This window comes from Kineococcus glutinatus, from assembly GCF_039542765.1.
GTDB lineage: Bacteria > Actinomycetota > Actinomycetes > Actinomycetales > Kineococcaceae > Kineococcus_A > Kineococcus_A glutinatus.
Genome location: NZ_BAABIL010000002.1, coordinates 1 through 12,474 on the forward strand (window position 1 = coordinate 1; position 12,474 = coordinate 12,474).

The 12,474-nt window shown below is 75.4% G+C and carries 8 protein-coding genes; 1 reads left to right on the forward strand and 7 read right to left on the reverse strand.

Features of this window, described 5'->3' with window-relative positions:
• The 7 genes from ABEB16_RS00145 to ABEB16_RS00175 form a co-directional block, all read right to left on the reverse strand.
• A partial coding sequence (locus ABEB16_RS00145; RefSeq protein WP_345710254.1) for a glycosyltransferase family 2 protein occupies window positions 1-777 on the reverse strand: 777 nt, incomplete at its 3' end.
• A complete protein-coding gene (locus ABEB16_RS00150) occupies window positions 774-1,970 on the reverse strand; it encodes a glycosyltransferase (RefSeq protein WP_345710255.1) in 1,197 nt (398 codons plus the stop codon). The genes ABEB16_RS00150 and ABEB16_RS00145, both read right to left, overlap by 4 nt.
• On the reverse strand, window positions 1,967-5,185 hold the full coding sequence (locus tag ABEB16_RS00155; protein WP_345710256.1) for a LamG-like jellyroll fold domain-containing protein: 3,219 nt from the start codon (window positions 5,183-5,185) through the stop codon (window positions 1,967-1,969). Before ABEB16_RS00155 ends, ABEB16_RS00150 begins: the two co-directional genes overlap by 4 nt.
• Window positions 5,186-5,262: 77 nt before the next feature.
• The gene (locus ABEB16_RS00160; protein WP_345710257.1) at window positions 5,263-5,937 is read right to left on the reverse strand and encodes a hypothetical protein; all 675 of its coding nucleotides are present in this window, start codon (window positions 5,935-5,937) and stop codon (window positions 5,263-5,265) included.
• Window positions 5,934-7,190, reverse strand: a complete 1,257-nt coding sequence (locus tag ABEB16_RS00165; protein WP_425560058.1) for a DUF1972 domain-containing protein — start codon at window positions 7,188-7,190, stop codon at window positions 5,934-5,936. Before ABEB16_RS00165 ends, ABEB16_RS00160 begins: the two co-directional genes overlap by 4 nt.
• Window positions 7,191-7,340: 150 nt before the next feature.
• On the reverse strand, window positions 7,341-9,515 hold the full coding sequence (locus ABEB16_RS00170; RefSeq protein WP_345710258.1) for a hypothetical protein: 2,175 nt from the start codon (window positions 9,513-9,515) through the stop codon (window positions 7,341-7,343).
• A gap of 187 nt (window positions 9,516-9,702) precedes the next feature.
• Window positions 9,703-11,736, reverse strand: coding sequence for an alginate lyase family protein (locus ABEB16_RS00175; RefSeq protein WP_345710259.1), 2,034 nt, complete (start codon window positions 11,734-11,736; stop codon window positions 9,703-9,705).
• A gap of 411 nt (window positions 11,737-12,147) precedes the next feature.
• On the opposite strand from ABEB16_RS00175, the gene ABEB16_RS00180 reads away from it, so the two are divergent.
• The gene (locus tag ABEB16_RS00180) at window positions 12,148-12,351 is read left to right on the forward strand and encodes a cold-shock protein (protein ID WP_345710260.1); all 204 of its coding nucleotides are present in this window, start codon (window positions 12,148-12,150) and stop codon (window positions 12,349-12,351) included.
• The last annotated feature ends 123 nt before the right edge of the window (window positions 12,352-12,474 follow it).

The following is a 12,474-nucleotide window of genomic DNA, read 5'->3' on the forward strand; positions in this document are numbered from 1 at the left end:
GAGGCCGCGGACCCCGCGGCGGGCGGTGAGCACCACGCGCGTCCTCGCCCGCGCGGCGCCCGGCGCCCTGAGCGCCTGCGCGGTGCGGCTCCACCCGTTGCCGCTGCGCAGCGCCCGCCGCAGCACCCAGCCCCGGGTGGCCCGGTGCGCGGGGACCACGTCGGTGACGACGGCCTCGTCGCACCAGACCAGGCGCAGGCCGGCGGCGACGAGCTGCCGGGTGAAGAGGGTGTCCGAACCCCCGCTCAGGCCGAACCGCTCGTCGAAGCGCACACCGCTGGCACGCACCCGGCGCAGGTCCAGCAGCAGGTTGTTGGTCGCCGCCACCGCCACCTGCGTGCCGGTGGGGAGCCGGCGGCGGTCGAAGAACCCGCCCGCGGCGATCCACGGGTCCAGCGGGGCCGCGAAGTCCGACACGACCGGCCCCACCACGCCGGCGGCGCCCGTCGCGGCCCGGGTGTCCAGCAGGTCGCGCAGCCACCGCCCACCCGGGCGCTCGTCGTCGTCGAGGAACACGAGCACGTCGTCGCCCGCGGCCTCGTCCAGCGCCCGGTTGCGCGCTGCGGCGATCCCGGGGCGCGGTTCGTGGGCGTAGGCCGCCCGTCCCCCGGTGACCGCCGCCACGAGGTCGCGGGCGCCGCCGGCCGGGTCGTTGTCGACGACGAGGAGACGGGCGGGCAGGGGGGCGTCGTCCACCTGGCGGAGCACCTCGGGCAGCAGCGCCGCCAGGTCGTCCGGCCGGCGGTAGGTCAGCACCGCGACGACGACGGAGGTCACCGGGCCACCGCCAGCAGCTGCTCGACGACGGCGCGCTGGAAACCGCGGGGGGCGTGCCGCTCGGCGGCCGCCCGGGCGTCCTGCACCGCGAGGACCGCCAGGTCCGGCAGGTCCGCGACGACGTCCCGGATCGCCAGCGCCAGGGCGGTGGCGTCGCCGGCGGGCACCAGGCGGGCGCTGCGGTAACCCTCCAGCGCCTCCGGCAGCCCCCCGATGTCGCTGGCCACCACCGGGCGCCCGGCGAGGACGCCCTCCACGGCGGTGTTCCCGAAGGGCTCGGGCAGCACGGACGGCACCACGAGCACGTCGCAGGAGGCCAGGTGGGGCCACACGTCGTCCTCGAACCCGTGCAGGGTGACCCGCCCCGCGCGCTCGAGGGCGCGGGTGCGCTCGCGCAGGCGGTCGGCGAACTCCGCGTGCTCGGCGAACACGTCCCCCACGAGGTCGAGGTGGACGTCCGCGCCGCTGCGCACCAGGGACTCCACCGCCTCCAGCGCCACGAGGACGCCCTTGCGCTCGGAGAGGCGCCCGACGTAGAGGACGCGGGCCGGTTCCCCGGGCCGCCGCGGCGCGGGTGTCCCCGCCGGTGGCCCGGCCACGCCGTTGAGCACCACGCCGGCGCGGCCGGACAGCTGCGGCCAGGACCGCAGCAGCACCTCCAGCGCGAAGCGGCTGTTCACCAGCAGGGTGGAGGCGGCGAGCAGCGGGGAGGTCAGCACGCGCTGGACGGCGGGCCGGACGCCGCTCTCGGCCTCGTGGACGTGGCAGACGACGGGCAGCCCCATCGCCCTGGCCAGCAGGACCCAGGAGGGCGTGGTCACGGTGCTCACGTAGACCACGTCCGGGCGGGTGCGCCGCAGCGCCGCGGCCCCGCGCAGCAGGGAGCGGGCGGACGTCCCGAGCAGGCGCAGCGCCCCGCGGGGGGACAGCGCCGACTTGCGCAGCACCGGGACGGGGCAGATCTCCACGGGCACCCCCCAGCTTGCGACCTCGTCCACGAGGGGCCCGGGCCCGGGTACGCACAGCACCGGTTCCAGGCCGGCGGCCGCCATGCCCCGCACGGCCTCCAGCAGCATCCGGTCCGAGCCGTAGAGGCTCGCGCCGGGATGGGTCACGAAGACCCGCAGCGCTCGTCCCCCCTCGGCCGCCCGGCCGGTCCCCCCGGCGGCCGGGCCGGTCGTGGCGGGCCTCATCCCTGCTGCCCGCGCCGCGCCAGCAGGTCGTCGTAGGACGCCGTGACCGGGACGGTGGTGGAGCTGCCGGAGAGGTAGACGGCGAGGCCGATGCCGCCGGGGGCCTGCAGCGCCGCGGTGGTGTCGGTGACGTCCACCTGCCAGGCGGCGGGCTCGGTGGTCCCCTCGCGCCAGACCTTGGCGCGCACGGCCGTCGGGGCGGTGCCCGTCACCTGCACCCGTACCTGCAGGCGGGCGCCGGCCTCGTGGGTGAGCCCCGCCACCGTCAGCGCCCGCAGCGACGTCTCGGCCCCACCGGCGCGCCGCACCGCGGACAGGTTGACCCTGCCGTCGGCCAGCAGCCGGGTGACGACCCGGTAGTCGTCGGCGGCGCCCACGCGGCGGCCGATCGTCGTCAGGTAGACGCCACCGCCGGTGGCGGCGGCGTCCACCGCGACCGAGTAGCGCAGGTCGGTGTCGTCGGCGGTGGCGCCGGTCAGCAGGGCCGTCGACGTGCCACCGGCCTTCGGGACCTGGATGCGCCCGGTGCCGCCGGCGACGGAGAAGTTCGCGGCGCCCCCGGACACCGACCACGCCCCACCGGTGTCGGCGCTGCCCCAGCCGCCGGTCGCGGTGCGCTCGAAGGGGTCGGCGGCGACCACGGCCGGGTCGGTCACCGTCACGGTGACGTCCCGGGTCACCGAGGCCGTCGCGCCGTCGTCGTCGGTGACGGTCAGCCGCACCGGGTAGGTGCCGGGCGCGGCGTAGGGGTGGGAGGGGGTGCTGCCCGTGCCGGTGCCGCCGTCGCCGAAGTCCCACGCGTATCCCTGCACCGTCCCGTCGGGGTCGGTGGAGGCCGAGGCGTCGAACGCGACCACCAGGTCCTGCGCCGTCGACGTGAACGCCGCCTGCGGTGCCTGGTTGACCGGGGCGGTCGTCGCCCGGGTGAAGTGGTCCCGCACGGTGGCCGCGCTCAGCGCCGCGGGGTAGACGGCCACCTCGTCGACGAGGCCGGCGAAGGCGTTGGCGGTGGGGCGGTTCGGCCAGCCGCTCAGGTTGTCCCCGCCGACCCGCCAGTAGCCGGTCAGCGCCTGCGCGCTCGTCGTGGTCGCGCTGCGGGCGACCTCCACCCCGTCGACGTACAGCACCATCCCGGCACCGCTGAGGCTGGCGACGACGTGGTGCCACGCGCCGTCGTTGTACGGGCCGGCGCTGGTGACGACGCGGGTGCCGCCGGAGTTCACGCCGAAGACGAGGCGGCCGTCGTTGCGCATGTAGACGTGCCGGTCGTAGCCGGGGCTGCTCCCGGTGCGCGAGGTGCCGAACCCGATGATCTTGCCGCCGCGGGTGGTGGTCGTCCTGATCCACGCCTCGACGGAGAAGACCTGCGGTGCGGGGCGGGCCGTGCCGGTGGCGGCCGGCACCGTGCCCGTGCCGGCGAAGGCGGACGCGCTGCCGGGGTCGGCGGTGACGGCCCGCTCGCCGCTGGCGGTCACCGACGCGTCGAGCGCCAGGTCGTCGCCACCGGCCCAGTCGGGGGACGGGCTGCCCGTCCCCAGGGGCCAGTAGCTGCTCGCGCCGTCGGCGAGGACGGCGGCGGAGTAGGCGCTGGCCCCGCCCGCGGCCGCCGCCGTGACCGTCGCGAGGCCGCCGTTGGTGGAGTTGCCGTCGGCGTCGTAGGCGTACACGCGGTAGGTGTGCGTCGTCCCCGGCTGCACCCCGCTGTCGACGACCGTGACCGAGGGGCGGTCCCACCAGGTCGAGGCCGCCGTCAGGGTGCGGACCGGCACGGCGGTGTCGCCGTCGCGCACGACGCGGTACTCCAGGTCCCGGCTCTCGTAGTCCCACGTGCTGCGCCAGCGGATGCGGACGGACCCGTTGGGCAGCGCGTCCAGCTGCGGTGTCATCTCCGCGGAGTAGCGCGGTCCGGCCTGCGCGGGCGCGACCGGGCGGACGGCCATGCGGACGATGCCCTGCTGCGGGACGTTGTTGACGCGGGGGAACTCCCCGGCCAGGGAGACGTACCGGTCGTTGCCGGTGACCGACCAGGCGGCCTGCGACTGCCCGGTGAAGGTGCCCACGTCCAGGGCGGGCCACCAGTTCAGCAGCTCCGGCGCCGGCCGGCCGTTGAACCAGGTCGCGGTGTTGGTCCGGCGCGCGTCGGTGGTGGTGGCCATCGCGCGCTGGAACGTCCACGGGTCCTCCTGCGGCCAGCCCCCGATCCCGGCGCAGTTGTGCGGGTGTCCCACGGAGTAGACGACGCCGCCGATCGGTTTCACCGAGTACGCGTCCCCGCGGCAGCCGGTCACCCACGTCACCTGCCCCGTCACGGCGTCGGCGGCGAAGCTGCCCTCGAGGTTGCCGCCGGAGCCGTACGCGTAGCCGGTGCCGTAGACCTGCACGCCGTCCGTGGCGAGGTTGTTGATGGCCGCGTTCGGCCCGGCGTTGCGCACGACGGTCGTCGCCGCCCACGGCAGCGTGGCGCCGGTGACGGCGTCCACCGCCGCCATGCCGTAGTTGGCCTCGCCGTTGACGGTCGTGAAGCGGCCACCGGCGACGATGCGGCTGCCGTCCGGGGAGACGATGGAGAAGACCTCGTCGTCGGCGGTCGGGGCCCACGGCAGCAACCCGCCGTCGGTGGCGCGGAAGGCCGCGAAGCGGGTGCGCGCGGTGTTGTTCGCGATGGCGAACTGCCCGCCCACGTAGACGGTGCCCCCCAGGGCGAGCACGGTCTTGGCCCGGTAGTTCAGGCCGGCGTTGAAACCGGTGATCACGGCGCCGGTCCGCGCGTCGAGCGCCGCGATGCGGTAGCGGTTGACCCCGCTGACGCTGGTGAAGTTGCCCACCACGTAGATGCGCGAGCCGTCCGGTGAGGCGGTGATGCCCTGCCCGTCGCTGTTGAGGGACGGCGCCCAGGAGGTGATGAGGTCCCCGGTCGTCAGGTCGTAGGCGAGGATGTTCGAGCGCGGCACCTGCTCCGTGCCCGGTGCGGCGCCGGCGGGCCGGGCGTTCTGGAACTTGCCCGTCACGTAGACGGTGTTCCCGACCGTGACCTGCGCCCAGACGACGCCGTCGACCTGCACGGTGGGCAGCACGTCGGCGGTCACGGTCTGCGGTACGTCGGCGGCCCGCGCGGTCACGGCGACGGAGTTCACCCCGAGGACGGCGAGCACCGCGACGAGCGCGCCGGCGAGGGCGCGGGACGTCGTGCGTCGGGACGTGGGCGCGAGGACCATGGTGCTCTCCGATGTTCTCCCGCCGGCCGGCGGTTCAGCGGTTCTCGGTGCGGCGGGCTCGCCGCCGCGGCTGCGGCTCAGCCCCTGACGACGAGGACGTCCGGGGAGCTGATGGTGGTGATCTCCACGATCATCGTGCGGGCGTTGCCCCGGGCGAGCTGGAAGACGTACGTGCCGGTGGCCGTGCCGCCCGGCTGCAGGAGGCCGGTGGGCAGGCTCTGGGGCGGCACGTCGCTGCCCGGCGCCGGTGTGCCGTTGCGGGTGGAGGCGGTCACGGTGACGCCGTCGAGGTCCACCGGGGACGTCGAGCCGTTGCGGAAGTCGATGTGCACGGCCACGCCGGGGCCCGCGACCTCACCGGGGTTCAGCGCCGTCAGCTGCACCTCCTCGGTGGACGTCACGCGGGCCGCGAACCCCTCGGCGGTGACGGCCTCCCGGCCGGGGGGCACCGCGGCGCGGCGGCGGGAGCCCGCGCCGGGCACCGCGTACCTCGGCGGTGACGGCTTCCCGCGGGGTGCCGCCGCCGCGAGCGGGTCGGCGCCGGGGACCACCGGGGCCGCCGACGGGGTCGCCGTCGACGGGACCGCGGTGGGGGCGGGCGCGGCGACCGTCGCCACGCTGTCGCCGGGCGAGCAGGCGGCGACGAGCACGAGCGCGGTCAGGGCGGCGCCGGGGCCGGCGGCGCGCACCAGGGGGTTGCGGTGCCGCTCGCGGTGGCGGGCGCACCGGTTCCGCGGGGATCCACCACTCATGACGACCTACCACCTTCCTCGTGCTCCGGCGACCGCGGTCGCGCACCCGGGGGCCCGCCGGCCCGCGGTGCTCCGCGCGCCGCCAGGCGCAGGCAGAGCTGCTCGTAACCGTCCGCCACGTCGTCCCAGTCGTACAGCGTCGCGCGGTGCCGGGCGGCGCGGCCGCGCCCGGCGGTGCCCGCCGGGTCCGCCTCCGCGGCCTCGACGAGGTCGCGCACGTCCTGCGCCGTGCTCCAGTACCGCCCGGCGTCGGCGGCGACCTCGCGGTTGAAACCCACGTCGTAGAGCAGCGGCGAGGCCGAGGCGCCGATGGCGCGCAGCAGCGAGGGGTTGGTGCCGCCGACCGAGTGCCCGTGCAGGTAGGTGAACGACCCGGCGTAGAGCTGGTCGAGGAGGTACTGGTCCCACACGCCGCCGAGGAAGCGCACCCGGTCGTCGCCGAGGGAGCGCACGTGCGCGGTGTACGCGTCCGAGTAGGGGGCCGACCCGACGACGACGAGCGGCTTGCGCGCCCCGCTCGCGACGTACCCCTCGACGACCACGTCGAGGTGGTTCTCCGGCTCGAAGCGCGCGACCGCGAGGTGGTACCCGCGCGGCTGCAGCCCGATCGCGGCCAGCGCCGCGGCGTCGCCTCCCCCGTCGACGATCGGCGCCCCGTAGGACAGCAGGGTGGTGTCGACGCCGAACCGCTGGCGGTAGTAGTCGGCGATGCCCACGGCGTCGGCGATCAGCGCGTGGGACCAGCGGACGGCGAGGGCCTCGGCGCGGCGGTAGTAGCGCTGACCGGTCGGTCCCCACTTGGCGCGCTGCCACTCGAGGCCGTCGACGTGCGTGGCGACGGGGATGCGCCGGGCCCGGACCGCGGGCAGCAGGGGCGCGTTGGCCGAGTTGAACACCAGGGCCACGTCGACCGGGTGCGCCGCGAGGTGGGCGACGGACAGCGCGGTGTGGCTCAGCGTCTCGAGGGAGCGCTTGCGCACGGCCGGCAGGTGCACGAGCCGCATGCCCCGGTGGACCCGGGGCTGCTCGTCGTCGCCGGAGCGGGGCCGGCGGCAGTACACCGTGACGTCGTGGCCGCGCTTGGCGAGCCGGACGCCGACCTCCTCCACGCAGGTCTCGAAACCGCCGTACCTGGCCGGGACGCCGCGCGTGCCCACCATCGCGATCCGCAACGGGTGCTGCGCGTACCGCCCGTCGCCGGGCAGCCCCTGCCCGCCCCCGAGAGGCTGTCGGGTGTCACCGAGCCCGGCCATCGCACAACTCCTCCGCGCACCACGGTCCTCCCCCCGAAGACCGCTTGCTGGGCGAGCGTAGGGGAACGGTGGGCCGGACGTGTGGCTTCGTGACTAATTGGTGACTCTCCGGCTCCGGGCGGCCGCCGGCGCGCGGTCCGGTCGGAGGCGTCAGCGGATGCGCACCACGTCCGCCGAGCTCACCGACGTGATCTCCAGGGAGAGCGCCTCGCCGCGCCGGGCCACGCCGAAGGCCCACGTCCCGCTCGCGGTGGCCCCGGGCTGCAGGACCCCGGTGGGCCGGCTCGCGGGCGCGGCGTCGCTCGCATCGGCCGGCCGTCCGTCGCGCTGCGCGGCGTTGACGGTGATGCCGGCGAGGTCGACCGGGTCCGCGGACCGGTTGCGCAGCTCGACGACCACCGCGACGCCGGGGCCGGCCACCTCCCCCGGCCCCCGGCCGGCCAGCCACACCGGCTCGGTGCGGGTGACCTCCACGACGAGCCCCTCGCTGAAGCGCGCCTCACCGCCGAACGGCGCGAACGGCCGGCGCGAGGCGCCCACGACGGGTGAGACGCGCCCCCGCCAGGGGTTGTGCGGGCGGGCCGCGGCCGGCGGCCTGGTGGCCCCCGGGGCGGGGGGCGCGACGACGGGGGCCTCCAGCGCGGGGGCCTCCACCGCGGGGGCCTCCACCGCGGGGGCGCCGGGGGCCGCGGCCGCCGCGACGGCGATCGTGGCCGCCGGGCTGGTCACGACGTTGCCCCACGCGTCGCGCACGCGGACGCGGTAGGTCTGCGCGCCGGCGGGCGCCGCCGGATCGGTCAGCGCGACCGTCGGGCGGTCCCACCACGCGGAGTTCACCGAGGCCGTGGCCACCGGGTTCGCGCTGGTGCCGGCGCGCAGCAGCTCGTACCGCAGCGTCCGGTCGTCGCGGTCCCAGCCGGCCCGGACCGTCGCCGTCACCCGCCCCGGCCCGGGCGACGTGAGGGTGGGGGTGGCCACGGCCTCCCGGGGCCCCTGGTCGTTCGGCGCCACCGGGCGCACCGCGAAACGCACCAGGCCCTGCTGCCGGGTGCCGTTCACCGTGGGGAACTCCCCACCGAGCACGACGTAGCTCCCACCGGCCGCCACGCTCCACGCGGCCTGGTTCTGCCCCGTGTAGGTGCCGACCGCGGGGTCGGGCAGCCACTGCAGGATCTGGGCGGCCGGCCGGCCGGCGAAGGTGCCGTGCGAGTTCCGCTGACCGGCGGGGGGCGACACCGTGAACGCCTGGGCGCGCTGGAAGGTCCGCGGATCCGTCTCCGGGTGTCCGCCGATCATGCTGCAGTTGTGCGCGTGCCCGACGGTGTAGAGCACCCCGCCGAGCGGGGAGGAGGAGTACGTGTCCCCGGCGCAGCCGTTGACCCACAACAGGTTCCCGGTCGCGGCGTCGGCGGCGAAGGCGTTCTCCAGGTTCCCGGTGCCGCCGAACTTGTACCCGGTCCCGAAGACCCGGGTGCCGTCGGTGGACAGGCTGTAGACGGCGGCGTCGGGGCCGTAGTCGTAGACGGTGGCGTTGGCCGGCCAGGGCAGCGTGGCGCCCGAGGTGAGGTCCAGGGCGCCGGTACCGCGGTTCTGCTGGCCGTTGAGGGTGGCGAAGCGGCCGCCCACGACGAGCTTGCCCCCGCCGGCCGGGGCCACCATCGCGAAGACCTCCTGGTCCGCGCTGGGCGCCCAGTCCAGCAGGCCGCCGTCGGAGGCGCGGAACGCCGCCAGCCGGGCGCGCGCCCGGTTGTTGGCCGAGGCGAAGGCACCCCCGATGTAGACGGTGGAGCCGACCGCCGCGATGGCGCGGACGCGGTAGTTCACGCCGGCGCGGAAGGACGTGACCACCGCCCCGGTGGCCGCGTCGAGGGCGACGACGCGGTTGTGCGTGGTGCCGCTGACCTCGGTGAAGTTGCCCCCGACGTAGATGCGCCTGCCGTCGGGGGACGCGGTGACGACCAGGCCCTTGGCGTTCAGCGTGGGCGCCCAGGACGGGATCAGGGCCCCGGTGCGCACGTCGTAGGCCAGGATGTTGCGCCGCGGGACCTCCCCGGTGCCCGCCGGGGCCCCGGCCGGGCGGGCGGAGGTGAACTCACCGGTCGCGTAGACGGTGTTGCCGACGACGGTCTGCGCCCAGACGACACCGTTCACCTGCACGGTGGGCAGCACGTCGGCGGACACCGTCGGCGTGGTCGAGGGCGGCAGGGCCGCCCCCGCGGGTGCGGCGGACAGGGCCGGCTGGACCAGCAGCGCGGCGGCCGCGACCGCGGCGGCGCGTGCACGCCGGACCTTCGACGGTAGGGGACGGGTTTCGTCGTGCCTCATCGGCTTCCCCGGATCCTGGTCGGTGCCCAGGAGGCCGTGACACGGCCCGCCCAACCCCCTGTAGCCTCGTCGTCACGGAGCATAACCCTGGCGGGGGCCGGCGAGAAGGTGGCCCCGCAACGCCCGGAGGCGGCGGCCACCGGGGGTGGCCGCCGCCTCTGGGCGTTCGATCAGGACGAGCCGGGGGTCACAGACCGCCGTGGGTCAGGGTCTCCCAGTTCATGTGGAGCCCGGTGCCGGTGGGGCGGATCTTCTCCAGCAGCTTCTTGGTCTCCGGCATGGCGATGCCCAGCCGGCCGGCGTAGTGGTTGTAGCCGATGCCCCAGGTCAGCGTGTAGCCGGTGCCGCCGAGGGCGGGGGGCTTGGGGCAGACCCAGCCGGAGGCGGAGGGGTTGTTGATGAAGCGGGCGTTGTACTCCATGCCGGTCACGAGGCGGGTGCGCTCCTCGCCGAACAGGTCCAGGCCCTGGGCGCGCGCCGTCTCGGCACCCGCCAGCGCGGAGGCGAAGAAGAACGCCATGTGGCTCGCGTCGCGGCAGGTCTCCTGCTGCAGACCGCTGACGTAGCTGCTCGGGTTGCGCCAGTAGGTCTTCAGGTAGGAGGGGATGACCGTGGTGTTGGCCGGGACGATCGGCTGGGGGCCGTCGGAGGCCAGGTAGAGGTGGCCGCGGACCTGGCTGCGCCAGTCGCCCACGCCGTTGTCGTACACCGCGCGGTCGTTGGTGAAGACGCCGATGTTCATCGTCGCCTCGGCCATCGAGAGCTGCCAGTTGGCCCCGCCGGCCTTCCAGCCGTCGACGACGCGCGGCAGGAAGGCGGTCTTCAGCATGTTCTCGAAGCGCGTGACGTCGGCGGCGGCCCAGCCGGCGCCGCTGTAGCGGACGAGCTCGGCGGCCTTGGTGAAGGTCTCGGCGCCCCAGGCGGCCTGCAGCAGGCCGTTGGCGAGGCCGGAGGTGTCGAACTTGTGCTCCTTGAGCACGGCGGACCAGGCGTTGAGGATCTGCTTGGCCTTGTCGGCGTGCGCCTTGTTGCCGGTGTAGTACCACAGCAGGGCGTGGGTGTACGCGGCCTGCGCGTCGTCGGTCTCGGCGGCGCAGCCGATGTCGGCCGCGGACCCGCAGGCGACGGAGGCGACGGGCTTGGGGGTCCAGCTCAGGCTGGCGTAGCGGGCGCTGCGGACCTTGTCGTAGGCCGCCTTGTAGGGGGCCTTGCCGGCGAGCGCCGCGGCGCGCGCCTGCTCCAGGGAGCCGACGCTGTTGACGATGCCCGGGTGCTTGAACCCGTTGGTGGTGACCTGCTGCAGCACGGGCAGGCCCGGCGGGGTGCTGGTGGTCGGGGTCGGCGTCGGCGTCGGCGTCGGCGTGGGGGTCGGCGTCGGCGTCGGCGTCGGCGTGGGGGTCGGCGTCGGCGTGGGGGTCGGCGTCGGCGTGGGGGTGGTCGTGCTGGTGGTGGTGGTCTGGACGGTCGCGGTGAAGTCGTTGAAGGCGACGGAGGTGGGCGTCCCCGAGCCGGACAGGTAACCGTCCAGCCCCACGGCGCCGGAGGTCCTGATGGCCTGGGCGCTGGTGTCCGTGGCGACGACCTGCCAGTCGGGAGCGGTGGTCCCCGCCCGCCAGACGCGCGCCTGCACCGTCACCGGGCCGGTGCCGGTGACCTTGGTCTGGACGTTGAGCCACGCACCCGAGGCGGCCCTGACGCCGAGGTCCGCGCGGGCGAGGGCGGTGGTCACCCCGTCGACGACGCGGTCCAGCTTCAGGTCGAGCTCACCGCCCGCACCCACGACGACCGTGGAGCTGTAGCGGTCGCCGTCGCCCTGCAGGCGCAGCTGGGTGCTCTCGAAGAGGCCGATGCGGGCGGAGCCGATGCTCGGCAGCTTCATGCCGTACCGCACGGTGACGTCGCGGGAGTACACCGAGGGGAGGGCGGCCGCGTAGGACCCGCCGCGGGGCACGGTGGAGACGGCGAGCTGGTTGCCGCCCTCGCGCATCGAGCCACCGGCCGGCGCCTTGCTCCGCCACGTGCCGCCGATGTCGGCGGTGCCGAGCGGGGCGACGGCGCCACCGAAGGCGTCCTTCGCCACGGTGGTGGTGGTGGTGGTCGTGGCCGCGGAGGCGACCTGGGCGGTGGCGGGGACGGCGAGGAGGGCGCCTGCGGTGGCGAGGGCGCTCAGGCGCACGCCGGTCCGGCGGACGTTGCGCGTAACGGCGGGGGGAGTAGTCACGATGGTTCGTTCGGGCCGACCTGCAGGCCGCTTTAGCGCACGACGGGAACTCCGGCGCAGTTGGTGGTAAAAGGGGCCCGGATCTCCACGATGGGTCACGATCTCGCGACAGCCGTGACCCCGATGGAGTCATGACGTCACACAGGGTAATCGCACCGTGAACGTGCCCCCGGCAACCGCTCACGGCCGACTACGGGGCGTCGAAGAGACCCTCGCGCGCACCCGGTTGCTGTGCTAGCGTCCAACCGGCTGCAGCTAGCGCAGCTCCTCGATCGTTTCGTACGCCCGCGGAGTGTGTTGCGGGCGTCATCTGCACTCGGTATACGGCCGGGAGCAGAGTGGCGAACCCACTCAGCCCGGAGCCGCAGAAGGCGGCTCTGAATACCGACCGGCACGACAATGGAGAACAGCATGGCTCAGGGCACCGTCAAGTGGTTCAACGCCGAGAAGGGCTTCGGCTTCATCGAGCAGGACGGCGGGGGCCCCGACGTCTTCGTGCACTACTCGGCGATCACCGGTAGCGGCTACCGCTCGCTCGAGGAGAACCAGCGCGTGGAGTTCGAGGTGACCCAGGGCCAGAAGGGCCCGCAGGCCGACCAGGTGCGCGCGCTCTGACGAGCTGACGCACGCGGAGGGGCCCCGTCCACACCGGACGGGGCCCCTTCGCACGTCCCGGCCCGCCGGGCTCACGCCTGCGCCGGGCTCACGCCTGCGCCGGGCTCACGCCTGCGCCGGGCT

What these genes read in the sequence shown, in the direction of transcription:
- ABEB16_RS00180 (WP_345710260.1), top strand. Translation starts at nt 12,148, where the DNA reads ATGGCTCAGGGCACCGTCAAGTGGTTCAACGCCGAGAAGGGCTTCGGC.
- ABEB16_RS00165 (WP_425560058.1), bottom strand. Translation starts at nt 7,190, where the DNA reads ATGGCCGGGCTCGGTGACACCCGACAGCCTCTCGGGGGCGGGCAGGGG.
- ABEB16_RS00170 (WP_345710258.1), bottom strand. Translation starts at nt 9,515, where the DNA reads ATGAGGCACGACGAAACCCGTCCCCTACCGTCGAAGGTCCGGCGTGCA.
- ABEB16_RS00150 (WP_345710255.1), bottom strand. Translation starts at nt 1,970, where the DNA reads ATGAGGCCCGCCACGACCGGCCCGGCCGCCGGGGGGACCGGCCGGGCG.
- ABEB16_RS00155 (WP_345710256.1), bottom strand. Translation starts at nt 5,185, where the DNA reads ATGGTCCTCGCGCCCACGTCCCGACGCACGACGTCCCGCGCCCTCGCC.
- ABEB16_RS00160 (WP_345710257.1), bottom strand. Translation starts at nt 5,937, where the DNA reads ATGAGTGGTGGATCCCCGCGGAACCGGTGCGCCCGCCACCGCGAGCGG.